Annotated in this window: 16 protein-coding genes and 2 tRNA genes; 10 read left to right on the plus strand and 8 right to left on the minus strand. The window is 70.9% G+C overall.

Going from position 1 to position 25,993, the window contains the following annotated elements; genetic code table 11:
• Position 1: 1 nt before the first annotated feature.
• From GGQ69_RS03540 to GGQ69_RS03565, 6 genes are all read right to left on the minus strand, one after another.
• A complete protein-coding gene (locus tag GGQ69_RS03540; RefSeq protein ID WP_183524697.1) occupies positions 2 to 1,702 on the minus strand; it encodes an ABC transporter substrate-binding protein in 1,701 nt (566 codons plus the stop codon).
• Between the two features lie 94 nt (positions 1,703 to 1,796).
• Positions 1,797 to 1,878, minus strand: a tRNA-Leu gene (locus GGQ69_RS03545).
• Between the two features lie 63 nt (positions 1,879 to 1,941).
• Positions 1,942 to 2,418, minus strand: coding sequence for a thioredoxin-dependent thiol peroxidase (bcp, locus tag GGQ69_RS03550; RefSeq protein ID WP_183524700.1), 477 nt, complete (start codon positions 2,416 to 2,418; stop codon positions 1,942 to 1,944).
• 18 nt (positions 2,419 to 2,436) lie between these two features.
• The gene (locus GGQ69_RS03555; protein ID WP_183524703.1) at positions 2,437 to 4,173 is read right to left on the minus strand and encodes a peptidoglycan DD-metalloendopeptidase family protein; all 1,737 of its coding nucleotides are present in this window, start codon (positions 4,171 to 4,173) and stop codon (positions 2,437 to 2,439) included.
• Between the two features lie 254 nt (positions 4,174 to 4,427).
• Positions 4,428 to 4,503, minus strand: a tRNA-Lys gene (locus GGQ69_RS03560).
• A 137-nt stretch (positions 4,504 to 4,640) separates the two neighbouring features.
• Positions 4,641 to 5,105 (minus strand): hypothetical protein, encoded by a 465-nt coding sequence (locus tag GGQ69_RS03565; RefSeq protein ID WP_255459408.1) that lies wholly within the window; start codon positions 5,103 to 5,105, stop codon positions 4,641 to 4,643.
• Between the two features lie 129 nt (positions 5,106 to 5,234).
• On the opposite strand from GGQ69_RS03565, the gene ilvD reads away from it, so the two are divergent.
• From ilvD to GGQ69_RS03605, 8 genes are all read left to right on the plus strand, one after another.
• Positions 5,235 to 6,995, plus strand: coding sequence for a dihydroxy-acid dehydratase (gene ilvD, locus GGQ69_RS03570; protein ID WP_221243339.1), 1,761 nt, complete (start codon positions 5,235 to 5,237; stop codon positions 6,993 to 6,995).
• Between the two features lie 466 nt (positions 6,996 to 7,461).
• The gene (locus GGQ69_RS03575; RefSeq protein WP_370577095.1) at positions 7,462 to 9,300 is read left to right on the plus strand and encodes an acetolactate synthase large subunit; all 1,839 of its coding nucleotides are present in this window, start codon (positions 7,462 to 7,464) and stop codon (positions 9,298 to 9,300) included.
• Between the two features lie 3 nt (positions 9,301 to 9,303).
• Positions 9,304 to 9,816, plus strand: coding sequence for an acetolactate synthase small subunit (gene ilvN / locus GGQ69_RS03580; RefSeq protein WP_183524723.1), 513 nt, complete (start codon positions 9,304 to 9,306; stop codon positions 9,814 to 9,816).
• Between the two features lie 59 nt (positions 9,817 to 9,875).
• On the plus strand, positions 9,876 to 10,904 hold the full coding sequence (gene ilvC / locus GGQ69_RS03585; protein WP_183524726.1) for a ketol-acid reductoisomerase: 1,029 nt from the start codon (positions 9,876 to 9,878) through the stop codon (positions 10,902 to 10,904).
• A gap of 153 nt (positions 10,905 to 11,057) precedes the next feature.
• On the plus strand, positions 11,058 to 12,665 hold the full coding sequence (serA, locus tag GGQ69_RS03590; protein ID WP_010145504.1) for a phosphoglycerate dehydrogenase: 1,608 nt from the start codon (positions 11,058 to 11,060) through the stop codon (positions 12,663 to 12,665).
• A gap of 4 nt (positions 12,666 to 12,669) precedes the next feature.
• A complete protein-coding gene (gene metG / locus GGQ69_RS03595; protein ID WP_183524730.1) occupies positions 12,670 to 14,301 on the plus strand; it encodes a methionine--tRNA ligase in 1,632 nt (543 codons plus the stop codon).
• A gap of 150 nt (positions 14,302 to 14,451) precedes the next feature.
• Positions 14,452 to 15,579, plus strand: a complete 1,128-nt coding sequence (locus GGQ69_RS03600) for a 3-isopropylmalate dehydrogenase (protein WP_255459409.1) — start codon at positions 14,452 to 14,454, stop codon at positions 15,577 to 15,579.
• 179 nt (positions 15,580 to 15,758) lie between these two features.
• Positions 15,759 to 16,862: a branched-chain amino acid aminotransferase gene (locus GGQ69_RS03605; protein ID WP_183528250.1), complete on the plus strand. Its 1,104-nt coding sequence runs from the start codon at positions 15,759 to 15,761 to the stop codon at positions 16,860 to 16,862.
• Positions 16,863 to 16,955: 93 nt separating this feature from the next.
• Here the strand turns inward: GGQ69_RS03605 and GGQ69_RS03610 are convergent, their stop codons facing one another.
• On the minus strand, positions 16,956 to 18,770 hold the full coding sequence (locus GGQ69_RS03610; RefSeq protein ID WP_183524733.1) for a polysaccharide pyruvyl transferase family protein: 1,815 nt from the start codon (positions 18,768 to 18,770) through the stop codon (positions 16,956 to 16,958).
• 214 nt (positions 18,771 to 18,984) lie between these two features.
• On the opposite strand from GGQ69_RS03610, the gene GGQ69_RS16775 reads away from it, so the two are divergent.
• Positions 18,985 to 21,888: a glycosyltransferase family 8 protein gene (locus GGQ69_RS16775; protein WP_183524736.1), complete on the plus strand. Its 2,904-nt coding sequence runs from the start codon at positions 18,985 to 18,987 to the stop codon at positions 21,886 to 21,888.
• Between the two features lie 132 nt (positions 21,889 to 22,020).
• Positions 22,021 to 22,992 (plus strand): UDP-glucose 4-epimerase GalE, encoded by a 972-nt coding sequence (galE, locus tag GGQ69_RS03620; RefSeq protein WP_183524739.1) that lies wholly within the window; start codon positions 22,021 to 22,023, stop codon positions 22,990 to 22,992.
• A 93-nt stretch (positions 22,993 to 23,085) separates the two neighbouring features.
• Here galE and GGQ69_RS03625 read toward each other — a convergent pair whose 3' ends face one another.
• On the minus strand, positions 23,086 to 25,971 hold the full coding sequence (locus GGQ69_RS03625; RefSeq protein WP_183524742.1) for a polysaccharide pyruvyl transferase family protein: 2,886 nt from the start codon (positions 25,969 to 25,971) through the stop codon (positions 23,086 to 23,088).
• Positions 25,972 to 25,993 lie beyond the last annotated feature (22 nt).

The raw sequence follows: 25,993 nt of genomic DNA on the forward strand, positions 1-25,993 counted from the left end.
ACTACTGGGCCGGGGCCGGTCCGTCCACCGGGACGATCTGGTCGAACCGTTCGTCCAGCACGGGGGAGGTCGGGTAGGAGACCAGGGTGTGGCCCGTGGCGACGGCGGAGATCGGGTAGGCCAGGGGCAGTGCCGGCAGGTCCAGGGCCAGTGACTCCGCGGCCTTGCGGTACAACGCCGTCCGGTTCTCCGGGTTCCGGGCGGACACGGCGTCCGCCAGCGTCGTGATGACGGTCGGGTTCCGGTAGCCGAACTCCGCCGAGTCGTGGCCGAACAGCGGGGCCAGGAAGTGGTGCGGATCACGGTACTCCCCGGTGCGCCCGGCCAGGTGGAAGGCCCGGGTCCGGTCCGCCCCGAGCCGGTCCAGGTACCCCTCGTCCCACGGCACCGGTACGGGATTGAGCACGAAGCCGGCCGCGGCCAGGTCACCGGCGATCCGCGCGTACACCGCCTCGGGGGCGGGCAGGTAGGGCCGCGAGGTGTGCACCGGGTAGACGAAGTCCAGGGGCTGCCCGCGGTAACCGGCCAGCTCCAGCAGGCGGGTGGCCTCCGCCGGGTCGTAGTCGTAGGTGGTCAGTTCCGGGTTCGCCACGCCCAGGGACGGCGGCACGAACTCATGGGCCCGGGCCGAGCCGGCCAGGAAGTACTCCTCGACCAGCGCGCGCCGGTCGACGGCGTGGGCCACCGCCTGGCGCACGTAGAGCTGTCTCAGGATCGGGTGCCGGGAGTTCATCCCCAGGTACAGCACGGACAGCGGATCCCGCTGCAGGACCTGCGCCCCGCCCTGGACCAGGGGACGCAGGGTGTCCGGGGCGACGAAGTCGAAGGCGTCCAGCCGGCCGCGGCGCAGTTCCCGGAGCCGCTGACCGGCCCCGGGGACCACGGCCAGCGTCACGGGCCCGACGGCGGTCGGCTCACCCCGGTACCCGGCGTTCACCTCCAGCACCAGCCGGTCGCCGTCGTCCTGCTCACCCCAGCGGAACGGGCCGGTGCCGGCCGGCCGCGCCGGGGGCAGGCGGTCGGCCGGGGTGGCGGGCAGGGCATCGTCGAACGTCGCCCAGGACGCCGGGGAGCTGAGGGCGAAGGCGGGGGCCGTCAGCGCGGCGGGCAGGAACACGATGGGATCGCTGAGGACCAGGCTGACGGTCCGCTCCCCGACGGCCTCGCACGCCCGGTAGCGGCATCCGTCCTGGCCGGCGTAGCCGCCGAAGACGGAGGGGAAGGTCAATTGCGGCAGGGCGGCCATGCGCAGCCCGCCCAGCAGTTCGGGCAGGCGGGCCCAGCGCTCGAAGTTCGCCACCACGGCCTGCGCGTCCAGCGGGGTGCCATCCTGGAAGTCGACACCGGGCTGCAGGGAGAACGTGTAGCGCAACCCGTCGTCGGTGACCTGCCAGTCGCTGGCCAGCCGGGGGATCGGCGCACCGGTGTCCGGATCCACGCCGAGGAGGTTCTCGAGCACCTGCCGGGTGCTGCGGTGCGACTCGGCGTCCACGGCCAGCGCCGGGTCGAGGGTCCTCGGCCGGGACGGGACCCCGATGGTCACCGGCACCGTCGACGGCACCGGGGGAGTGGGTGCCGGAGGGACCGGCGCGGTGGCGTCATGGGGGGAGGACTCACCGCGGATCTGGGTGGCGCACCCGGTCAGCGGGAGGGCCAGGGCCGCAGCCAGGGAACTCAGCACGGTGCGGCGTGAGATGTCCACCCGGACGGGCCTCCTCGTCTGACGTGTCCTCCGGCTGCGACCCGCCCTGAGGAGGAGCCGGCGCAGGGACCGGACTGTCCTGGAGCACGAATCGTGCGGGCGGGGGGACTTGAACCCCCACGTCCGAAGACACTGGAACCTAAATCCAGCGCGTCTGCCAATTTCGCCACGCCCGCGCGCCCCCGCGGGCGGGGACAACGGCCCATCTTACCCGGTGCAGGGCCGTCACCGCCCGCCGGTCAGGCCAGTCCCAGGTCCCTGCGCAACTTGGCCACGTGACCGCTGGCCCGCACGTTGTACTGGGCGAGCTCCACGGCGCCGTCTCCGTTCACGACGACCGTGGAACGGATGAGTCCCTCGTAGGTGCGGCCGTAGTTCTTCTTCTCTCCCCATGCGCCGTACGCCTCGGCCACCGCATGGTCCTCGTCGGAGAGCAGCGGGAAGGTCAGGTCCTCGTCCGCGGCGAACTTCCGGAGCTTGGCGGGCCCGTCCGGGGAGATGCCGAGGACGGCGAAGCCCTCGGAGGTGAAGGACGCGAGGTTGTCGCGGAAGTCGCAGGCCTGCGTGGTGCAGCCGGGCGTGGCGGCGGCGGGGTAGAAGTACACGATCACCGTGCGGCCGGCGTAGTCGGCCAGCGAGACGGCGGTGCCGTCCTGGTCGGTCAGCGTGAAGGCGGGAGCGGCGTCGCCCGGTGCCAGGCGGTGTGGAGCAGTCATGCGGTCCACTGTAGGCGTTCAGCCGAGTGCGGTCTCGAGGAACTCGGCATCGGAGCAGGCGGGGAGGGACTCCAGCCACAGGGCCGAGGGCGAGACCTCCACGAGGGTCTCCTCGGTCACGGGCTCGGGTCCACCCTCGTCGTCGAGGACGGCGACGAGTCCGACGAGGTCCGCGAAGTCCCCGGTGAAGATCGTGGTGAAGTCCGGCCTGGCCTGCTCCGTGTCGTCGTCCAGGGGCAGGCACCACCGCGCCGCCTCCTCCTCGGTCAGCGAGACGGGAGCAGGGGGACTGGCCGGCACCGACGGTTCCGGTGCGGTGGGCTCGGTCGGCGACGGCGACGGCGACGGCGTGGGCGTGACGGGTTCGGTCGGCGACGGCGACGGCGTGGGCTGGGCGGGCTTGGTCGGTGTGGGCTGGGCGGGGCCGGGCGTGGTGGGCGTGGTCGGCGTGGGCTGGGCGGGGTCGGGCGTGGAGGGCTTCGTCGGCGTCGGCGTGGCCGGTGCGCTCGGTCCGGGGTGTGTCGGCTGGGAGGGTTCGGCCGGCTCCGTGGCGGCGGGGGTCCCCGGCGCGGTGGGCTTGGGTTTCGGGGTGACTGCCGGCGGAGTGGGCCTCGGGTGCACCGGCTTCGTGGTGCCCGAGGGCTTCGGGCCTCGCTCGGCCGGCCGCGTCGCCGTGGGCGTGGTGGGGGATGCACCGGGCGAGGCAGGCGTCCCGGACGGCCCGGCGGAGGGGGGACGCGGTGACCGGTCCTTTGCCGCTGGTGCCTCCGGGGCCCGGGCGTGATCACCCCGGGTCCCTGTCCGCGGGGCGGCCTCCCGGGCGATCGGCCCCGGCGCGGCCGGCTGCCCGGTCCGCGGGGCGGCCTCCCGGGCGATCGGCCCCGGCGCGGCCGGCTGCCCGGTCCGCGGGGCGGCCTCCCTGCGCTCCGGTGCGACGGCGGGCGCGTCCTCTCGCGCGGCCGCGCGGATGCGCTCCAGGTCCACCGCGTCCAGCGCCCGGGGCTGTCCGGCGACCTCCGGCAGCAGGTGCACCGGGTCGACGTACAGGCCCTCGAGGGTGGTGTCGAAGTGCAGGTGGCATCCCGTCGAGTTGCCCGTGGTCCCGGACAGGCTGATCGCGTCGCCACGGCCCACGCGGTCACCCGGGGAGACCAGGAGCCGGGAGTTGTGCCGGTAGGAGGTCACCAGCCCGTCGCCGTGGTCGATGTCGACGCGCAGTCCGCCGGTACCCCGTTCCCCGGCGGAGACGACCGTGCCGTCCGCGGCGGCCAGGACCGGCGTTCCGCAGGCCACCGCGTAGTCCAGGCCGATGTGGAATTGCGCGGTCGGGCCGACGTGGGTGGGGTTCTTCCGCCAGCCGAAGGCCGAGCTCAGGGTGAAGGGGCCGGCCACGGGGTGGTCGAAGGCTCGCCCGACCAGGGCCAGGGGCGCGGCGTTGACGTAGGGGGGGACCTCGCCGGCGTAGCGGTCGAGTGCGGCCTGCCCGGAGGAGGACTGGACCAGGCGCACCCGGGTCCGCTCCGCCGTGCCCTCCGCCAGGCCGGCCCGGGAGGCTGCCTCGACCACCGCGTCGGGAGCGGTCACGACGCCGGCGCCCGCATCCGCGGATCGCTGCGGTGACGACGGGGCCAGGTAGGTCATGGCGCGCTCGGCGTGTGCACCCGGCACCGCGGCGCTCGGGACCATCCCGCCCGTGGCGGCCAGGACGACCAGTGCGGTGGTGGTGGCGAGTGCGGGCGCGAATCGTCGAGACACGGTGCTGGCGGCCTTTCACGGGGGGACCTGCGACACCCGACCCGGTGCCGCTACAGCGACATCGTGGCACGCTTCGGTGACGTGAGGTAGGCCTGGACGTGTACGAGGGGAGTGGGCGGGACGCAGGTCCCGTCGCAGTGCGTACGATTCGAGTGCGACCAGCGGACGACCCGCGTGGTCCCGGACCTCGCGGGGACACGAGAAGGCCCCGGTCACCTGACCGGGGCCTTCTCGTCTGCGATGGATGCGAGCTGTGGTGCGCCCCCCGGGACTCGAACCCGGAACCCATTGATTAAGAGTCAATTGCTCTGCCAGTTGAGCTAGAGGCGCAGTGTTCCGTGGACCGATAATCGGTCCGTGCAACGAGGAAAAACTTTAGCAGAGGTCGGGGGCGGATGCGAAATCGAGGGGCGGGAGATCTCCGTCACGGTCGGCCGGGGCCGCCGCGGGTGAGTCGAGGGGGTGGGTCAACAGGTCCGGTAGTACGACTCCAGGGTGTCCATGAAGTGGGACATGAATTCGTGGAAGTCCTCGGCGTCCGGTTCCTGGCCCAGGGTGACCGTGCCGTCGTCCTCCGGCCCGGGTCCGGTGGGACGCAGGTTCTCCGGCAGCAGGATCCGGGGAGTGCCGCTGACCTCGAACCAGGTGCGGAAGCCGGTGACCGTCTCCACCTGGTACCCGCTGCCGGTGTCCGCCAGGGTGGCGACGTTGCCCAGGGAGACCGTGGCGATGTCCGGCCCCACGGGGACCTCGGGGAGGGCCTCGAGGTCGACGGGGCACAGCAACAGCTCCAGGGGCTGGTGCCGGTAGCCGATCACCCAGGGGTCGCCGGCGCCGGAGGGCTGGCCGTAGACGAGGTTGAAGTCCCCGTAGTTGAAGACCCTCGCGTCGAAGGCCTCCCGGAGCATGCGCTTGAGGTCTTCGCCGTTCATGACGCCCATTCTACGGACGCCGGTGACCTGCGGGGAGGCTCGCGGACGCCGGTGACCTGCCGGGAGGTTCGCGGGCCTCGGCCGTCACGTGCCGCGCGGCACGCCGGCGGCGGTCCTAGGATGGTCGCCATGACCACCCCCAGCGCAGACACGACCCTTCCCGGCGGTGCAGCCGGCGGGGCCGGCGGCGACGACGCCGCGGCTCCCGACATCAAGCCACGCTCCCGCGCGGTGACCGACGGCATGGAGCGTGCCCCGGCCCGCGGCATGCTGCGCGCCGTCGGCATGGGGGACGAGGACTTCGCGAAGCCGCAGATCGGCATCGCCAGCTCGTGGAACGAGATCACCCCGTGCAACCTCTCCCTGGACCGCCTGGCCCAGGCCTCCAAGGAGGGGGTGCACGCCGGTGGCGGGTACCCGCTGGAGTTCGGCACCATCTCCGTCTCGGACGGCATCTCGATGGGCCATGACGGCATGCACTACTCGCTGGTCTCCCGCGAGGTCATCGCCGACTCCGTGGAGACCGTGATGCAGGCCGAGCGGCTGGACGGCTCCGTGCTGCTGGCCGGTTGCGACAAGTCGCTGCCGGGCATGCTGATGGCGGCCGCCCGGCTGGACGTCTCCAGCGTCTTCATCTACGCCGGATCCACCATGCCCGGTTACGCCACCCTCGAGGACGGCACGGAGAAGCAGGTCACCCTGATCGACGCCTTCGAGGCCGTGGGCGCCTGCGCTCGGGGACTGATGAGCGAGAAGGACCTGGACACCATCGAGCGGGCGATCTGCCCCGGGGAGGGTGCCTGCGGCGGCATGTACACCGCCAACACCATGGCCTGCATCGGTGAGGCGCTGGGGATGTCCCTGCCCGGTTCCGCCGCCCCGCCGTCGGCCGACCGGCGCCGCGACGCGTTCTCGCGCAAGTCCGGTGAGGCCGTGGTCAACCTGCTGCGCCTGGGGATCACCTCCCGGGACATCATGACCAAGAAGGCCTTCGAGAACGCCATCGCCGTGACCATGGCGTTCGGCGGGTCCTCCAACGCGGTCCTGCACCTGCTGGCCATCGCGCGTGAGGCCGGCGTGGACCTCACCCTGGACGACTTCAACCGCATCGGTGACAAGGTCCCGCACCTGGGCGACCTCAAGCCCTTCGGCCAGTACGTGATGACCGACGTGGACAAGGTCGGCGGCGTGCCCGTGGTCATGAAGGCCCTGCTGGACGCGGGCCTGGTCCACGGTGACGCCCTGACCGTCACCGGCAAGACCGTGGCCGAGAACCTGGCCGGGATCAACCCGCCGGACCCGGACGGCAAGGTGCTGCGCGCCCTGGACAACCCCCTGCACCACAACGGCGGCCTGGCCGTGCTGAAGGGCTCGCTGGCACCCGAGGGCGCCGTGGTGAAGTCCGCCGGCTTCGACGCCGACGTGTTCGAGGGCACCGCCCGCGTGTTCGAGCGCGAGCGCCAGGCCATGGACGCCCTGGAGGCCGGCGAGCTGAAGGCCGGTGACGTGGTGGTCATCCGCTACGAGGGTCCCAAGGGCGGTCCCGGCATGCGCGAGATGCTCGCCATCACCGGCGCCATCAAGGGGGCCGGGCTGGGCAAGGACGTCCTGCTCCTCACCGACGGCCGGTTCTCCGGCGGCACGACGGGCCTGTGCATCGGGCACATCGCCCCAGAGGCCTCCGACGGCGGCCCGATCGCCCTGGTGCGCGACGGCGACCGGATTCGGGTGGACATCGCCGGCCGCACGCTGGACCTGCTGGTCCCGGCCGAGGAGCTCGAGGGCCGCAGGGAGGGCTGGGAGCCGGTGCCCCCGAAGTTCACCACGGGGGTCCTGGGCAAGTACGCCAAGCTCGTGCACTCGGCGGCCGAGGGCGCGTACCTGGGCTGACCGGTGCGCCCCGTGTCCGTGGACACGCCGGATGACCCGGCGTGTCCACGGAGCGGACGCCCGTCTCACGATGTGAGACCGTGAGAGGATGGATTGACGCCGGACGGCGTGCCTCGGGGATACTGGTCACCATGTCCAACATGCGACTAGTTGTCGTTATCCAGCGCGTGGCCTGAACTACGGTTCGGATCAGCGGGTCCGCCCGCCGCCACGCGCCAAACCCCGAGCGGGCCGACCGGCCGACGTCGGGGTTTATTTGTTGGAGATGCAAGCATGACGCTGGCCACCACATCAGCGCCACTGACTCCTCCGCCACTCCGGCGGACGCCGCGGGGGACACCCGCCGGCGGGCACCAGAGGTGACCGGGGTACCGCACAGGTACCCCGGATGCTCCAGTACAGCGCCAGAAGAGCTAGGCAAGAAGGCACAGCAATGAGTAACGGACCCCGGATCACCCCAGCGGTGATGACCTCACATGCATCCCGCGAGCCGCGGGACAGGAACGAGCCTGCGGGCGAGAGCCTGGTCCCCGGGCCGAACCGTGTCGTCGAGCCGGTCACGATGACCGGGTCGCAGGCGATCGTGCGTTCCCTGGAGGAACTGGGCGTCACGGACATCTTCGGCCTGCCGGGCGGGGCCATCCTGCCCACCTACGACCCCCTGATGGACTCCCAGACGATCCGTCACGTCCTGGTGCGCCACGAGCAGGGCGCCGGCCACGCGGCACAGGGCTACTACCTGGCCACCGGCCGTCCGGGCGTGGCGATCGCCACCTCGGGCCCGGGGGCCACCAACCTCGTCACGGCGATCGCCGACGCCCACATGGACTCCGAGGCCTGCGTGTTCATCACCGGCCAGGTCGCCTCCGCGGCGATCGGCTCGGACGCCTTCCAGGAGGCGGACATCGTGGGCATCACGATGCCGATCACCAAGCACTCGCGGCTGGTCACCGACGCCCAGGACATCCCGCAGGCACTCGCCGAGGCGTTCCACATCGCCACGACCGGCCGTCCCGGCCCCGTGCTGGTCGACGTGGCCAAGGACGCCCAGCAGGCCCAGATGGAGTTCTCCTGGCCGCCGAGGATCGACCTGCCCGGCTACCGTCCGGTGGTCCGCGGCCACTCCAAGCAGGTCCGCGAGGCAGCCCGGCTGATCCAGCAGGCCGAGCGGCCGGTGCTCTACGTGGGCGGCGGCGTCTCCCGCGGCCACGCCAGTGCGGAGCTGCGGGAGCTGGCCGAGCTCACCGGGGCGCCCGTGGTCACCACCCTCACGGCCCGCGGCGTCTTCCCGGACTCCCACCGCCAGCACCTGGGAATGCCCGGGATGCACGGTTCGGTGGCCGCCGTCTCGGCCCTGCAGATGTCCGACCTGCTCATCACCCTTGGCGCGCGCTTCGACGACCGGGTCACCGGCCAGCTGTCCACGTTCGCCCCGAAGGCGCGGGTCATCCACGCGGACATCGACCCCGCCGAGATCTCCAAGAACCGTCCGGCGGACGTGCCGATCGTCGGCTCGGTCAAGGAGATCATCCCGGAGCTCACCGGCGCCGTGCGGGACGCGCACGCCGAGTCGGGTGCCCCGGACCTGGGCGAGTGGTGGACCGTGCTGGACCGGCTGCGCGAGACCTACCCGATGGGCTACGCCCCCACCGAGGACGGGCTGATGTCCCCGCAGAAGGTCATCGAGCGCCTCGACGCGCACTCCGGCCCCGAGGCCGTGTACGTGGCGGGCGTGGGCCAGCACCAGATGTGGGCGAGCCAGTTCGTCAAGTACGAGCGTCCCCACCAGTGGCTGAACTCCGCCGGCCTGGGCACCATGGGCTTCGCCGTGCCGGCCGCCATGGGCGCCAAGGTCGGGGACCCGGACCGCGTGGTCTGGGCCATCGACGGCGACGGCTGTTTCCAGATGACCAACCAGGAACTGGCGACCTGCCTGATCAACAACATCCCGATCAAGGTGGCCGTCATCAACAACTCCTCGCTGGGCATGGTCCGGCAGTGGCAGACGCTGTTCTACGAGTCCCGCTACTCCAACACCGACCTGAACACCGGCCACGACACCATCCGCGTCCCGGACTTCGTCAAGCTCGCCGAGGCCTACGGCTGCCTCGGGCTGCGCTGCGAGAGGGAGGAGGACCTGGACGCCACCATCGAGCAGGCCCTGGCCGTCAACGACCGCCCGGTCGTCGTCGACTTCGTGGTCTCGCGTGACTCGATGGTGTGGCCCATGGTTCCGGCCGGCGTGAGCAACGACGAGATCCAGGTGGCCCGGGACATGACCCCGGACTGGGACGAGGAGGACTGACCCATGGCACGACACACGCTGTCCGTACTGGTCGAGGACGTGCCGGGCGTGCTGACGCGCGTCGCCAGCCTCTTCGCCCGCCGCGCCTTCAACATCCACTCCCTGGCCGTGGGCACCTCCGAGATCGAGGGACTGTCCCGGATCACCGTGGTGGTGGACGCCGAGGGAGACCTGCTCGAGCAGGTGACCAAGCAGCTCAACAAGCTCGTCAACGTCATCAAGATCGTCGAGCTGAGCGCCGACAACTCCGTCCAGCGCGACCACCTGCTGGTCAAGGTCCGTTCGGACGCGGCCACCCGGTCCCAGGTCGTCCAGGCCGTCGAGCTGTTCCGCGCCTCCGTGGTGGACGTCTCCACCGACTCCGTGACCATCGAGGCCACCGGCGCGGCCGACAAGCTGGCCGCGCTGCTGGAGGTGCTCGAGCCCTTCGGGATCCGCGAGCTCGTGCGCTCCGGGACCATCGCCGTCGGGCGGGGCGGCAAGTCGATGACCGACCGCGCCCTGACCCGGAACTGACCTTCGGGTCCCCACCCACTTCCCGACAACCACCGAACAACACACCGAGGAGATCTCCTGTGACCACCAAGTACTACGAAGACGACGCCGACCTCTCGATCATCCAGGGACGCACCGTCGCCGTCATCGGCTACGGCTCCCAGGGCCACGCCCACTCGCTGAGCCTGCGTGACTCCGGCGTGGACGTCCGCATCGGCCTTGCCGAGGGCTCCAAGTCCCGCGCCAAGGCCGAGGCCGAGGGCCTGCGCGTCGTCTCCGTGGCCGAGGCCGCTGCCGAGGCGGACTTGATCATGATCCTCACCCCGGACCAGGTCCAGGGCGCCGTCTACCAGGAGCACATCGCCCCGAACCTGCAGGACGGTGACGCCCTGTTCTTCGCCCACGGCTTCAACATCCGCTACGGCTACATCCAGCCCCCGGCCGGCGTCGACGTCGCGCTGGTGGCCCCGAAGGGCCCGGGCCACGTGGTCCGCCGTGAGTTCGAGGCCGGCCGCGGCGTGCCCGCCCTGATCGCCGTCGAGCAGGACGCCACCGGCAACGCCAAGAACTTGGCCCTGTCCTACGCGAAGGGCATCGGCGGCACCCGCGCCGGCGTCATCGAGACCACGTTCACCGAGGAGACCGAGTCCGACCTGTTCGGCGAGCAGGCCGTGCTGTGCGGCGGCGCCTCCCAGCTGATCCAGTACGGCTTCGAGGTCCTGACCGAGGCCGGCTACCAGCCCGAGGTCGCCTACTTCGAGGTGCTCCACGAGCTCAAGCTGATCGTGGACCTCATGGTCGAGGGCGGCATCGCCAAGCAGCGCTGGTCCGTCTCCGACACCGCCGAGTACGGCGACTACGTCTCCGGCCCGCGTGTCATCGACCCGAGCGTCAAGGAGAACATGAAGGCCGTGCTGGCCGACATCCAGGACGGCACCTTCGCCAAGCGCTTCATGGACGACCAGGCCGCCGGGGCACCGGAGTTCAAGAAGCTGCGTGCCGCCGGTGAGGCGCACCCGATCGAGAAGACCGGCCGCGAGCTGCGCCAGATGTTCTCCTGGCTGAAGGACTCCGACGACGACTACACCGAGGGCACCGCGGCCCGCTGAGCCGTACCACCCCTCCGGCGCCCGGGGTGATCCCGGGCGTGAAGGCGGCCCCTCGTGCACACGGGGGGCCGCCGTGCTTCCAGGTCCTAGAATCAAGATCGGCCGACCCACGTTCCGAGCCGGCGTCAATGTCTATCCGAAGGTGAACCTCCCGTGTCTGAAACCAAGCCCGTCGTCCTCATCGCTGAAGAACTCTCCCCGGCCACCGTGGACGCCCTGGGTCCGGATTTCGAGATCAGGACGACCGACGGTGCCGACCGTGCCCAGCTGCTGGCCGCCCTGCCGGAGGCCGACGCGGTGCTGATCCGCTCGGCGACGAAGATGGACGCCGAGGCGATCGGGGCCGCCTCCCGGCTCAAGGTGATCGCGCGGGCCGGTGTCGGGCTGGACAACGTGGACACCAAGGCGGCCACCCAGGCCGGTGTCATGGTGGTCAACGCCCCGACCTCGAACGTGCTGTCCGCTGCCGAGCTCACCTGCGGCCACATCCTCGGCGTGGCCCGCAACATCGCCCCGGCCAACCGCGCCCTGAAGGGCGGGGAGTGGAAGCGTTCCAAGTACGCCGGCGTCGAGCTGTACGAGAAGAAGCTGGGCATCATCGGGCTGGGGCGCATCGGCTCGCTCGTGGCCGAACGGATGCGCTCGTTCGGCATGGAGATCCTCGCCTACGACCCGTACATCACCTCCGCGCGGGCCCAGCAGATCGGTGCCCGCCTGCTGGACCTGGACGAGCTGCTGGCCCAGGCCGACTTCATCACCATCCACATGCCGAAGACCCCGGAGACCATCGGGATGATCTCCGACGACCAGTTCGCGATCATGAAGGACACCGCCTACGTGGTGAACGTGGCCCGCGGCGGGCTGATCGACGAGGACGCGCTGAACCGCGCCCTCGAGGCCGGCACCGTCGGCGGCGCGGCCATCGACGTCTTCTCCTCCGAGCCGGCCATCGACCTGCCGTTCTTCACCCACGACAACGCCGTGGTGACCCCGCACCTGGGGGCCTCCACCTCGGAGGCCCAGGAGAAGGCTGGCGTGTCCGTGGCCAAGTCGGTACGACTGGCACTGGCCGGCGAGCTCGTCCCGGACGCCGTCAACGTGGCCGGCGGCATCATCCACGAGGACGTCCGCCCGGGCATCCCGCTGGCCGAGAAGCTCGGCCGCATCCTGACGGCGCTGTCCACCGGTGACTCGCTGACCGTCGTGGAGCTCGAGGTCGCCGGTGAGATCGCGGACAAGGACGTCAAGTCCCTCCAGCTGGCCGCGCTCAAGGGCGTGTTCACGGACGTGGTCTCCGACCACGTCTCCTACGTCAACGCCCCGGTCCTGGCCGAGCAGCGGGGCGTGGAGACCCGGCTGACGACCACCTCCGAGTCCCCGGCCTACCGCAACACGGTCACCGTCAAGGGCGCCACCTCCAACGGCACCCAGCTGTCCGTGTCCGGCACCCTGACCGGGCCCAAGCAGGTCCAGAAGGTGGTCGGGATCGACGGCTACGAGATCGAGGTCCCGCTGGCCGAGCACCTGCTGGTCTTCCGCTACACCGACCGTCCCGGCGTCATCGGGACCATCGGCAACGTGCTGGGCGACGCCGACGTGAACATCGCCGGCATGGACGTCTCCCGCCAGTCCGAGGGCGGCGAGGCCCTGGCCATGCTGACCCTGGACGCGGCCCTGCCGGCCGGTGTCGCCGAGCAGCTGGGCGAGTCCATCGGGGCCTCCAGGGTCGCCGGGATCGACCTGCTCGACCTGGAGCACTGAGCGCATGGCCCAGAGCTACTACCTGTCCACCGCCATCTCCTACCCGAACGGCGAGCCGCACATCGGCCACGCGTACGAGTACGTGGGCGCGGACGTGATGGCCCGGTTCCAGCGCCTCGACGGCAAGGACGTGTTCTTCCTCACCGGCACGGACGAGCACGGCCAGAAGATGCAGCAGACCGCCGAGGCCGAGGGCATCACCCCGCTGGAACTGGCCACCCGCAACGCGGCGGCCTTCCAGCGGGTGGACGACGAGGTCCTGGACGTGTCCTACGACCGGTTCATCCGGACCACGGACGCCGACCACCGCGAGTCCGTCCAGGCCATCTGGCGGCGCATGGAGGCCGCCGGTGACATCTACCTGGGCAGCTACTCCGGCTGGTACTCGGTGCGCGACGAGCGGTTCTTCGGCGAGGACGAGACGCACGTGGGCGAGGACGGCGTGCGCTATGCGACGGAGACCGGCACCGAGGTGACCTGGACGGAGGAGGAGAGCTACTTCTTCCGCCTCTCGAAGTACCAGGAGCCGCTGCTGGAGCTCTACCGCAGCCGCCCGCAGTTCGCCGCGCCGCAGTACCGGTTCAACGAGGTCATCCGGTTCGTGGAGTCCGGGCTGGAGGACCTGTCCATCTCCCGGACCTCCTTCGACTGGGGGATCGACGTCCCGGCGCCGGCGGACGGCACCGCGAAGGGCCCGGACGGGCAGCCCGTCCAGCCCACCCTGGAGCACGTGATGTACGTGTGGGTGGACGCGCTGACCAACTACCTCACCGGTGCCGGATTCCCCGACACCGGTTCGGAGCGCTTCGCGCGCTACTGGCCGGCCGACCTGCACATCATCGGCAAGGACATCTCCCGGTTCCACTGCATCTTCTGGCCGGCCTTCCTGATGAGCGCCGGCCTCGAGCTGCCGCGGCGGGTGATGATCCACGGTTTCCTGAACAACGAGGGCCAGAAGATGTCCAAGTCGCTGGGCAACGTCGTGGCCCCGGCGGAGTGGGTGGCCCACTACGGGCTGGACGCCGTGCGGTACTTCCTGATGCGAGAGTTCCCCTTCGGCGCCGACGGTTCGTACAGTCACGACGCCGTGGTGGGGCGCAAGAACGCGGACCTGGCCAACAACCTGGGCAACCTGGCCCAGCGCTCGCTGTCCATGGTGGCCAAGAACCTCGGCGGCACGGTGCCGGAGCCGGGGGAGTACACCGACGCCGACCGCGCCCTGCTGGAGTCCGTCTCGTCCCTGCTGGAGACCTCGCGGGCGGACTACGTCGTGCAGGACTTCCACCACGCCCTGGAGTCCACGTGGGCCGTCCTGCACGACGCGAACGCCTACTTCGCCGATCAGCAGCCCTGGGTGCTGCGCAAGACCGACCCGGAGCGGATGGCCACCGTGCTGTACGTGACGCTGGAGACGGTGCGCCGCGTGGCGCTGCTGGTCCAGCCGGTGATGCCGGGATCGGCCACGCGCCTGCTGGACCTGCTCGGGGTGGAGGCCTCCGGCGACGCCGGCCGCACGGGCGCGTCCGGTGCCGGGCCGCGGTCCTTCGCGGCCTGGGACGAGGCCCTGGTGCCGGGGGCCTCCCTGCCGGCGCCGGTCCCGGTCTTCCCGCGCCACGAGGAGCCAGAGGCCGGCTAGGACCAGCGGTGCGTCCCCGCTCCCTGGCGGGCCGCCGTGGGACCGGACGCCGGTCGGCCGCGTCCCCCGGCGGGACCGGTGCCTGTCCGCATGGTGGACAGTGTGACCACATGGTGGACCAGTGTCCCCGTGCGGGCCTAGCCTGAGGGCATGGAAAACGTCGCCGATACGGTTCGCCCGGCCAGCACCCAGACCGCCACCCGCTCCGTCCAGGACGTCCTGGACATCGCCGTCATCGGCGGGGACGGCATCGGGCCGGAGGTGACCGCCGAGGCGCTGAAGGTCATGCGGGCGGCCACGGAGGGCTCCGGTGACGCGGAGATCCGCACCACCGACTACTCACTCGGCGCGGCGCACTGGCTGCAGACCGGGGAGACGCTGACCGAGGAGACCCTGCAGCGGCTGCGCGGCCACGACGCGATCCTGTTCGGTGCCGTGGGCGCCGCCCCGAACGACACCCGCATCCCCTCCGGGCTGATCGAGCGTGAGCTGCTGCTGAAGCTGCGGTTCAGCCTGGACCACGGGGTGAACCTGCGTCCGGCGCGGCTCTACCCCGGGGTCCCCAGCCCGCTGGCGGAGCCCGGTGACATCGACTTCGTGGTCGTGCGCGAGGGCACCGAGGGGCCCTACGTCGGCAACGGCGGGGCCATCCGGACCGGCACGCCCCAGGAGATCGCCACCGAGGTCTCCGTCAACACCGCCTACGGCGTGGAGCGGGTCGTCCGCCACGCCTTCGCGCTGGCCGCCACCCGGCCGCGCCGGCACGTGTCCCTCGTGCACAAGCACAACGTGCTCGTGTACGCCGGGCACCTCTGGCGGCGGACGGTGGAGGCCGTGGCCGCGGAGTACCCGTCCGTCACCCACGACTACATGCACGTGGACGCCGCGACCATCCACATGACCACCGACCCCTCGCGGTTCGACGTGATCGTCACGGACAACCTGTTCGGGGACATCCTCACCGACCTCGCCGCCGCCGTCACGGGCGGCATCGGCCTGGCCGCGTCCGGGAACCTGAACATCTCCGGCACCGCACCGTCCATGTTCGAGCCGGTCCACGGTTCGGCCCCGGACATCGCCGGACAGCAGCAGGCCGACCCCACCGCCGCCATCCTCTCCGGGGCCTTGCTCCTGGAGCAGGCCGGCCGCAGCGATGCCGCCCGCCGCATCAACGAGGCCGTGTGGGCGGACATGGCCGCCCGCGGCCAGTCCGGCACGCCGCAGTCGGGACCGCGCACCACGGCGCAGGTCGGTGACGCCATCGCCGCCGCCGTCTGAGCGCCGTCGAGGCATCCCGCGTCTGAATCGCCCTCCGGGCAGGTCATATGATGGATGCACCTTCCCGGCGCATCAGCGGACCCGCTGGCCACCGAGAACGCGAAGCAATGCCCTGGGCGCGGCCGGCGCCGGCCTGCGTGGCACCCGGGGTACTACGAGAGAAGGAATCCGTCGTGTCCATGGAATTCGCCGTCCATCCCCAGTCCTCGCCCGTCTCCGAGGAGCGGCGCCGTGAGATCCTGGCGGATCCGGGCTTCGGGCAGCACTTCACCGACCACATGGTCTCCATCGACTGGACCTGGGGCGGCGACGGGCAGCACAGCGGCGGGACCTGGCACGACGCGCGGATCGAGCCGTTCGGGCCGCTGAGCCTGTCCCCGGCCACGGCCGTCCTCCACTACGCCCAGGAGATCTTCGAGGGCCTGAAGGCCTATCGCCACCCGGACGGCACCGTGTGGACGTTCCGGCCCCAAGCCAACGCGGCACGCCTGAACCGCTCCGCGCGGCGGCTGGCCCTGCCGGAACTGCCGGAGGAGGACTTCCTCGAGTCGTTGCGCCTGCTGGTGTCCACGGACATCGGCTGGGTTCCGGACGGCGAGGGGCAGTCCCTGTACCTGCGGCCGTTCATGTACGCCTCCGAGGCATTCCTCGGCGTGCGCCCGGCCCACGAGATCGCCTACAAGGTCATCGCCTCCCCGGCGGGGAACTATTTCGGGGGCGAGCTCAAGCCCGTCTCCATCTGGGTTTCCCGGGACTACGCCCGCGCCGGTCACGGCGGCACCGGTGCGGCCAAGTTCGGCGGCAACTACGCCGCGTCCCTGGCCGCGCAGCTCGAGGCGTCGGCCCAGGGCTGCGACCAGGTCCTCTTCCTCGACCCCGTCCGGGACAACGCCGTGGAGGAACTGGGCGGGATGAACGTGTTCTTCGTCTTCAAGGACGGCTCCCTCGTCACCCCCGAGCTCACCGGCACCATCCTGGAGGGCGTCACGCGATCCTCCGTGCTGCAGCTGGGCCGGGGCCGCGGGCTGGACGTCGTCGAGCGGCGCATCACGCTCCAGGAGTGGCGCGACGGGGTGGCCGGCGGTGAGATCACCGAGGTGTTCGCCTGTGGCACGGCGGCCGTCATCACCCCGATCGGCCGCCTGGTGGACGGCGAGGAGCACTTCGACTCCCCGGCCGTCACCCCGGGTGACTCCGTGGCGCTGGACATCCGCCGTGAACTCCTGGACCTGCAGACCGGCCACGGCGAGGACCGCCACGGCTGGCTCCACCGGCTGGCCTGAGGACACCGGGGCGCCCAGGACGCACGAGAAACGGCCCGCTCCGGTAGCCGCTCCCGCGGGAGCAGCCACCGGAGCGGGCCGTCGTGGTCCTGCCTAGAGTCCCAGGCCCTCGCACAGGGCGCCGGCGAGCGCGTCGCCGTCGAAGTCCAGCTCGACCGTGTCCGGCAGGCCGTCGGCCAGGGACGGTGTGATGGGGGTGTCGCGCGTCAGGACGAGGGGTTCCTGGACGGGCAGGCCCACCGAGCGGAAGTAGTCCTCGAACTTCGTCCCGTCACCGCTGATCGCCTCGGACGCATCGGACACCACGGCCCAGCGAGCCGGGATGCCGTAGGCGTTGGCCACGATCACCCCGTGCAGGGACGTCGAGACGATCCGTTCACACGAGGTGATCTGGTCCACCACCGAGCGCAGGAAGTCCTCGCCCACACCGGTCAGGCGGATGTCCGCCACCCCACCGAGCGAGAGGTCCAGGTTGTCCTGGGTGACGTGCCGGATGAACCCCACCTCGTGCTCCTTCGGGCCCTCGTGCCCGGGGACGAAGCGGGGGAGGAGCAGGGCTGGATCGCCATAGACCTCCGGGCAGGTCCCCCCCGAGGCGATGACCTCCTGACGGGTGATCGGCCCGCGGACGGCGAGGTAGCGCGCGTCAGCGGAGAGAGCATCGCCGCGGCGCGGGGTCCCGGCGCCCCAGACGGTCGACCGCCCGCTGGCGAACTTGATGACCGAGCCGATCGCCAGGAGCCCGTCATTGCGTCGGCCGAACAGCGGGGGGCGGCCGGTGACCCACTCCACGAGCCAGGGGCTGAGCACGTCTCCGAAGTTGCCGGGGTACGGCGTCTTCATCCACCACATCCTCGGCCTCTCGGCCGGGCCCAGCCCCAATGACCGGGCACGTTCCTCCCGCCCGAGGTCGTCACCGAGGGACCGGGCGCGCGCCGCGATGTCCGGGCTCCCGTCAGAGGCCAGGCGCTTGACCTCTGCCCGTGCCTCGGCGAACAACCCCTGTTCGGAATACCGGACCGCCAGTTCCTGGCGTGAGGCGTCCAGGCCAGGGTGGAGGTCGAGCTGACGACGCAGGACGTCGACGGCCGCCTCGGGTTGCCGCGTGATCTTCAGGTACCGTGAGAGGCGCACGGCCGCCTCGGAACTCGCGGGCACCGCGTCCAGCGCGCGCCGGGCGAGCTTTACCGCGGCCTGGCGGTCACCCGTCTTCATGGAGTCCACGGCCTCGGCTCCGAGGACGTACGAACGGGCCTGGGGGCTGTCACCGAGCTTGCTGTGCTGCGTCAACTGGCCCCGGAAGGCAGAGACATTCCCGCTGTCACCGTGGACGAAGACATGGCGATCGGTCAGGGCGTCCGTGGGACGGGCCACGAGATCCGGCGGGAGGAGGCCCACCGAGAGCATGGTCTGGTGCCGCATCCACGCCTCCTGGAGCACATAGTCGTCCGTGACGCGCTCCTCGGTCTCCTGCTCGATGGACACCATGAGGTCCAGGAATTCCCGTGCCTCCGCGGTGGGCCCGAAGTACAGGAAGGACGGCACCCAGAAGCGGGCCGTCTGGAAGGGATCGAAGTCCCGGATGTACCGGTACCGGCCCCCGAACCCGGCGAGGTCGAAGCGGCTGCCGCGCAGTTGCTCGGGAACCCCCACGAGTCTTGTGTCGACGTCCACCCAGAGGATGGCCCCGAAGCGTTCGTGCATGCGTCGGTAGAACGCGACCTTCTCCCGGGTGATGGCACCCCAGTCGAGACCGTCGGCGGGGAGTTCCTCGATGTGGTGCGGCATGCCCTGCCGCTCACAGTCGGCGCGCAGCCGATCCGCGGCATCGTGGTAGTAACGATCACCGGCGTAGAAGCTGACCAGGGTGGGCAGTTCCGGCGTTCCGGACGGGAGCAAGGCATTCATGGGAGATCAATCTATCGGGATGGGCGGGTGCTCCCGAATCCCGCCATGCCGTGGCGGTACGGTGGTGGGACACGTGCCGTTCCCCGGCTCCCCGGTGACTGGGCCGCGGGGAGGCATGTCGTTGAGCGATCGTTGACAGACAGGACCTGGCATGCATGAATCCCGAGAAGCCTCTGACCCCCGTACTCACGGCGACAGAGGAGGGATTCCCGCAGTGGCCGGACGAGCAGTCCGGAAGGGTCGCAGGCTGGCCGGAAAGGCACTGCGCCGCCTGGGCGTGGACCAGGACCCGGCCCAGGGGAAGCGGCCAGGGCCTCCCCCTTCCGGGGGCGTCCCGGTCGACGGCGCCATCACTGATGACCGTCTCATCGCCGATCTGAGAAGACGTGTCGCGGCGCTCGAGCAACAGCGTCAGGACCTGTCCCTGTTCCGCTCGGCGGTGAGCCTGGGCCTGGGCCAGGCCGGCAACCCGATCCCGGGCGGGATCTCTCAGGCCGGTGCCCGCCAGCACGTGCTGTCCACGATGAAGTCCCTCGGCAGCGAGGCGGTGCTCGCGCGTGACCTCGAGCACGGCCGGCCGCTGGACCTCTCGGTGATCCACATGGTCCGGAGCCTGTTGGCCCAGCGCCAGCACGTCAGGGCACGGTCCATCGGGCATTCGCTGCTGAACAGCCCGGAGACCAGACTCCTGGGTCATGCCGCCGTCGGGCTGGTGGCCATGTACCAGAAGCTCTACGAGCTGGCCGAGCACCATTTCACCGCGCTCGACGTGCAGACCGCGGTACGGCTGGTACCCGCCGAGTGGCTGGACTTCCGCTTCCGCCAGGACCCCGACCAGGCCTGCCGGGACGTGTCGGCCCATCCCGACGCGACCCTGGCCTCGGACAGCCTGCGCTTCTTCGTCGTCATGCTGGCCGTCCGCGAACGCCGCGACGTCTTCGCCCGCGAGCAGTTCACGGCGCTCGTCGCCGATCGTGGTGACGCCCCCGACCTCGAACCGGCCCGGTTGGAGGACTACCGGTGGATGCGCCACTGGATGCGGTTGAAGGAAATCGAGTCCCACGGACAGCCCGACTGGCGCGATGGTGCGGTGAACATCGGCATCCTGGACTACAAGCAGCCCGACTTCCTGCGCCAGTCCAGCAACATCGGCGACTACATCCAGACGATCGGGGCGCTGACCCACGTGGCCCGGTTCCAGAACCTGGGTTTCCGCGGGGACGCCGACGTGACGGGGACCCTCGAGGTCCTGCAGAAGCGCACCAACCCGACGTTCCGCGCCGACCTGGCCGCGGACACCGAGGTCAACGTGGTCCGGGTGGACCGCGACGACACCCATCGGAACCACCTGCCGGCCAACACGTGGCTGGTGGCCTTCGGCTGGTACATGCATACCCCGTTCGACGGATCCTTCGACTTCCCCTTCGCGGACAACATCAACCCGATCTTCATCTCCTTCCACGTCAACCGCCGCGAGATGCTCACCGACGAGGCGGTGGCCTATCTGAAGGAGCACGCCCCGGTCGGTTGCCGGGACTGGACCACCGTCTACCTGCTGCGCAGCCTCGGCGTGCCGGCCTTCTTCTCCGGTTGCCTGACCACCACCGTCAGCGCGGTGTTCTCCGAGGCCGATGGGTCCACGGGGCCGGCTGCCGGCCGGGCCGCGGGCCGCGTGGGCCAGCGGGTCGCCGTCGTGGACAAGGGCCTCACGCCGGCGATCAAAGCACTCATCCCCGCCGGCGCCACCGTGGAGACCATCACCCAGGCCGACCCGTCCGTCGGCTGGTCGGGCATGGGTGACAACGTCGAGGAGGCCCTGGAGCTGCTCGAGCGGTACCGGGGCTTCGACCGGATCATCACCTCGCGCCTGCACTGCTACCTGCCGGCCACGGCCCTGGGATGCCCCGTCGACTTCACGCCCGGGCGCCAGGGTGACGTGCGCTTCGACGGGCTGCTCGACATGACTCCCGGTTCCCCGGCCCTGGCGGCCATCCAGGACGGCATCCGTTCCAAGCTGGAGGCCGTCTACCGGTCGATCCTCTCGGGAGCCGGCAAGGACGAGGTCTACGCGTTGTGGCGGCAGATCACCGCGGAGGACGTCGCCGCCGCCGAGGCGCACTGCTCCCGGCCGTTCACGCTCCCGGAGCCACAGTTCGACGTCGGCGCCGCGTGCGAGACGATCCTGGCCGGGCGCCGTGACTTCGGTGCCGCCGGGGTGAACCCCGAGGCGGAGGGCACCGGTGAGGACCCGGCACACGACACCGTCCACGTAGCCCTGGCCACGGATCAGAACCTGCGCGCCGAGGTGCCGGTCGTGGTCCAGTCGATCCTGTCCGGGTCCTCGCGCCCCGTGCACTTCTGGGTGCTCACCCGCGGTCTCGACGACGCCTACTTCTCGGCCCTGGCAGAGACCTTCCCGGAGACCTCGTTCACCTTCCTGCCGTGTGACGAGGTCCACTATGGCGAGATCGCCGGGATGCTCAAGCACATCACGGTCTCCACCATGGACCGGCTGCTGCTTCCCCTGCTCATGCCGGACCTCGACCGGATCATCTACCACGACATCGACGCCGTGACGGTGGCCGACATCGCGGAGCTGTACGCCACGGACATGACCGGTACCCCGCTTGCCGGCCGGTCCTCCAAGGCGAGCTGGGCCGAGAGCGGCTTCGGCAACGTCTACCGGGCCGCTAACCGGCTGGATGCGCAGACGGCCTCCGAGCTTCGCCGGGGCATGCACGACACGATGGAGTACGACTTCACGACCTTCAATGCGGGAATCCTGGTGATGGACCTGGCCACGATGCGCGCCGACGACTTCTGCCATCGCTACGTGGGCATGGCCGGCGGATACGGCATGAACGACCAGGAGATCCTGAACTGCTATGCCGGCCGGAACCGGACGGTACTGGACCCCCGGTGGAACGCGGTGCCCCAGCAGGAGGTCGCGGTCGATCCGAAGATCATCCACTGGGCCGGTCCCGCGAAGCCGTGGCGTCCCGAGTACGTGGTGCACCAGGACGTCTGGGACGGGTACGTGGCCGGTTTCGAGGAGCGCGCCGCACGCGCCGGGACCCGGGAGGTCCTGGTGGGCACCAACGTCCAGGCCGGCTCGTAGGGCGGGTCACGGTCGTCGCAGGGTGGGGGCCCCGGGTGCGCAGGACGCCGAACCCGGGGCTCCGGTGGCGAGCGCCGGACACGCGGGAGGCTCCGTCGTCATGGCCGGTGACTCGGTGACTAGGCTTCGTGTATGACGTGGTTGGTGACCGGCGGGGCCGGGTATATCGGTGCGCACGTGGTGCGCGCTTTGCAGGAAGCCGGGATGCGGGCGGTGGTGCTGGACTCGCTGACCAGCGGGCACCGGTCCTTCGTGCCGGAGGCGGTGCCGTTCGTGGAGGCCGATGTCAACGACACCGGGCTCGTCCGTACCGCCCTGGTGGAGCACGGGGTCACCGGGGTGATCCACGTGGCCGGGTTCAAGTATGCCGGGGTGTCCGTGCAGCGGCCCCTGCACACCTACCGGATCAACGTGACCGGCACCGCGAGCCTGCTGGAGGCCATGCAGTCCGCCGGGGTGGAGCGGATCGTGTTCTCCTCCTCGGCCGCCGTCTACGGCACGCCCGGCGTCGACGTGGTCACCGAGGACACCGCCACCACACCGGAGTCCCCGTACGGGGAGTCCAAGCTCATCGGCGAGCGGCTGCTGGCCGGCCAGGGCCGGGCCACCGGGTTGCGGCACACCTCGTTGCGGTACTTCAACGTCGTCGGCTCCGGGGAGGTGAGCCTGCCGGACACCTCCCCGCACAACCTCTTCCCCCTGGTCTTCGATGCCCTCGTGGCCGGAGGCGTCCCGCGGATCTACGGTCAGGACTATCCGACCCCGGACGGCACCTGCGTGCGCGACTACGTCCACGTGGCCGACCTGGCCCAGGCCCACGTCGCCGCCGCCCAACGCCTGCAGGAGGGGGAGACCGTGGAGCCGGTCTACAACCTCGGCTCGGGGCACGGGACCTCGGTGCGGCAGATCATGGACACCGCGGCCGCCGTCACCGGGATCGACTTCACCCCTCAGATCCATGACCGCCGTCCGGGGGACCCGGCGAGGATCGTGGCCGAGGGGCAGCTGGCCGCCCGGGACCTGGACTGGCGCATGCGCCACTCGCTGGAGGAGATGGTGTCATCGGCCTGGGCAGCCAGACAGGCATGGCCGACCTCCCGGTAGTGATTCCCGTCACCCTCCGGGGTGTTGGCCTCCCCGGGGCGCAGCTCCAGGACGGAAGCGCACGGCGGCCTGCCGGTGCTGAGGAGACCGGCCTCAGGCCTCCCGGACCGTTCCTGCCGAGGCCGAGAGCAGCGCCGACGACAGGTCCTGCGCGACGGCCGGGGCGAGGTCGGAGGCGGAGACCAGCTGCAGCGTCACGGCGGAGGCGTTCGGCCACGACCTCGATTCGAAGGCCTTTCTGGCCACCCGTAGGCGGAAGGTGAACGGCAGGACCCCCGCCTCGTGCACCAGGTGCAACAGGACCGTGCCGTGGTCCTCGGCCAGGTCGAGGGAGTAGGCCTTGCCGGCCACGTCGATCTCGGCGAACAGCCTGCCCGTGGCCTTCGGGTTGGACCACGGGGCCGTCAGGGTGAACCCCAGGTCCTTGGCGCCCTCGCCCTCGATGTGCAGCTCGCCGTCCCAGCGCAACTCCATCCCCTTCAGGGGGCGGGTCACCGGCAGGTGCAGGGCGATGTCGAACGCACTCGCCCGGAAGCGGCCCACCGGCCGGTTCGACGGCACGGGGATGCCCACGCCGGCGGGCTGCAGGCCCACGAACCGCGTCGGCTGGGGCGCCTTGCGCAGGGCCGGCACCCCGGTCCCCACGGCGTTCTCCGCCGGGACCTCGTAGACCGCCTGCGGCGTGGGGGAGTCGGCGATCATCCGCGCGGACACGGCCAGGCACTGCTCCGCCTCGGCGCGCAACCGCGCCAGGGCGGTCAGCGTGGACTCGGAGAACCCGGCCCGGCCGGCCTGCAGACCGTCGCGGACCCGGCCCGTGAGGGCGGTGCGGTCCACGGTCAGCGGCAGGCACCAGTCGCCGCGCTCGACCTCGTCGAAGTGACGGCCGACCTTGGGGTCGTAACCGAGCCCGACGACGGGCACCCCGCAGCGGTGGGCCACCAGGGCCGCGTGCAGGCGCATCGCCACCAGCAGGTCCATGGCGCCGTAGAGCGCCACGAGGGTGTCCAGGTCCAGGGGCCCCTCGGGGGTCCAGGTCTCGGAGCCTTCCGGCAACTGCTCGAACACGCGCTCGATCGCCGCGACGTCGAAGGCCGCCCCGGACTGCATGGGCACTGAGACGTAGAGCGGGGCGGGGCCCCCGGCGGGCGTCGCGTCCGCGAGGGCACCGGCCACGGTGGCCGCCACGGCGTCCATGTCCTCGTGCGCCCACGGGCGCAGGTTGACCCCGATGACCGGCCGGCCCTCCTCCCGGGCGCGGGCGACGGCGGCCGGCAGGGACTCGCGGACGTCCTCGGCCGCCGGCAGCGGGACGGCGTGGACGACGTCGGGCCCGGTGGTGATGCGGTCGGCGTCGACCGGCAGGGAGCGCAGCAGCTCGGCGGACTCGGGGTCCCGGACGTACAGCGACGAGGTCTGGTTCGCGAGGTACCGCACGGTGGCCCGCGCGTCCTCGTCGGTCAGCGGTCCGACGCCCATGCCGACGACGTGGTAGGGCTTGTCGAGCACGCGTCCCATGAGCGGCAGGATGCCGAAGCCGGCCATGGAGATGGTGGCCCCCGTGAACAGGCCGAGCAGCCCGCCGGCCCGCTCGAAGGTGTAGTCGTGCCAGAGCCCGCCGCCGCCGACGACGACCGCGGCCGCAGTGTGCACCTCGTAGGCGGCCGCGTTGAGGTTGCGCCGCGTGAACGCCTGCAGGCCGTGGGAGGCCTCCACCCGCTGCGCGTTCTCCGCGGCCACCTGGACCTGCACGGCCGGGTCCGCCCGGTGCAGGGCGTGGGACACCGACTTCAGGATCAGCTCGTCGCCGATGTTCCCGGCTCCGTAGAAGCCCGCCAGGATGACCTTCTTCGCCCGCGGCAGCGACTCCGAGAGCGTGCGGGACAGGGTCTCGCGGCGCTCGGCGTCGAGCCACGGGAAGGAGGCCTCGTCGAGGGAACGGAAGGTGGAGAACAGGTCCATCCAGCGGTGCTCGTACAGGTGGTTCTCGACGACCCGGCGGAACCCGTTCTCCGCGATCCGGTCGTACTCCTCGGGGTGGTCCAGGAGGAAGCGGATCTGGCGGGCCAGGTCCTCCTCGTCCTCGTAGCCGATGATCTCCTCGCCGTACTCGAAGAAGTCGGCCATCTCGTCGAAGTTCCCGGTCGCCACCAGGGCGCCCTGGCCGGCGGACTCGAACACGCCGCACTTGATGTTGATGAACCCGGCACGGGTCAGCGGGAAGTTGACGTGGATCCGGCCGCCCTTGAGCGCCTGGACCATCTCCGTCCCGGCCACGGGCTCGGACCCGGGCAGCTCCCAACCGCGCCCGTAGGTCTTGACGTCGAACTGCCGGTCGAGGGCCGTCATGACCTTGTTGCGGTCCGGGCGGTCGTGGGCGTGACCCAGGCAGATGACGTCGTGCTCGAACTCGGGGGCGGTCTTCACGTCCTGCGTGACGAAGCCGCGGTCGATCCCGAAGGGCAGGTACACGGTGTTCACCACCCCGGCGTCCCGGTACATCTGCAGGGCCGTCTGGGAGTTGGTGGTGTGGACGTCGAAGGTGTGGACGTGGTCCTTCACGGAGGGGAAGACGTCCGGGTCGGACAGGGTGGTGCCCACGAGCATGATCCCGCGGTCCTTCAGGAGACGGGCGTCCTCCTCGGTGAACACCATGCCGCCGGCACACAGGATGATCATCTGCGGCCGGAACTCGTCGACCATGTGCTTGATGCGGTCGTACGGGACGTAGATGGGTCCCATGCCGCCCATGGCCCCGTGGGGGTTGTCCAGGATGCGGTGCTGGGAGGTGTCCACCTGGAGCACGTGGTGCCCGAGGTTGCGCAACGAGCGGTACAGGGAGGAGACGATGTCGGTGGTGCCGTTGATCGACTTGCCGAGGAACATGATCCGCCAGTGGAAGCCCTGGTCGAAGACTTTCGTGGAAAGTTCCCGGCGGAGGTGCTCGATGGTGGGATTCACGGTCCTGCTTTCACTCATGCCTGTGTGATGCCCGGCGGAT

This window comes from Micrococcus sp. TA1, assembly GCF_014199555.1.
In the GTDB taxonomy this organism is placed as follows: Bacteria; Actinomycetota; Actinomycetes; order Actinomycetales; family Micrococcaceae; genus Citricoccus.

Excerpts from the sequence above, each read along its gene's own strand:
- bcp (WP_183524700.1), bottom strand. The coding sequence starts at position 2,418 with ATGACTGCTCCACACCGCCTGGCACCGGGCGACGCCGCTCCCGCCTTC.
- GGQ69_RS03565 (WP_255459408.1), bottom strand. The coding sequence starts at position 5,105 with ATGAACGGCGAAGACCTCAAGCGCATGCTCCGGGAGGCCTTCGACGCG.
- ilvD (WP_221243339.1), top strand. The coding sequence starts at position 5,235 with ATGACCACCCCCAGCGCAGACACGACCCTTCCCGGCGGTGCAGCCGGC.
- GGQ69_RS03575 (WP_370577095.1), top strand. The coding sequence starts at position 7,462 with ATGACCTCACATGCATCCCGCGAGCCGCGGGACAGGAACGAGCCTGCG.
- ilvN (WP_183524723.1), top strand. The coding sequence starts at position 9,304 with ATGGCACGACACACGCTGTCCGTACTGGTCGAGGACGTGCCGGGCGTG.
- metG (WP_183524730.1), top strand. The coding sequence starts at position 12,670 with ATGGCCCAGAGCTACTACCTGTCCACCGCCATCTCCTACCCGAACGGC.
- GGQ69_RS03600 (WP_255459409.1), top strand. The coding sequence starts at position 14,452 with ATGGAAAACGTCGCCGATACGGTTCGCCCGGCCAGCACCCAGACCGCC.
- GGQ69_RS03605 (WP_183528250.1), top strand. The coding sequence starts at position 15,759 with ATGGAATTCGCCGTCCATCCCCAGTCCTCGCCCGTCTCCGAGGAGCGG.
- GGQ69_RS03610 (WP_183524733.1), bottom strand. The coding sequence starts at position 18,770 with ATGAATGCCTTGCTCCCGTCCGGAACGCCGGAACTGCCCACCCTGGTC.
- galE (WP_183524739.1), top strand. The coding sequence starts at position 22,021 with ATGACGTGGTTGGTGACCGGCGGGGCCGGGTATATCGGTGCGCACGTG.
- GGQ69_RS03625 (WP_183524742.1), bottom strand. The coding sequence starts at position 25,971 with ATGAGTGAAAGCAGGACCGTGAATCCCACCATCGAGCACCTCCGCCGG.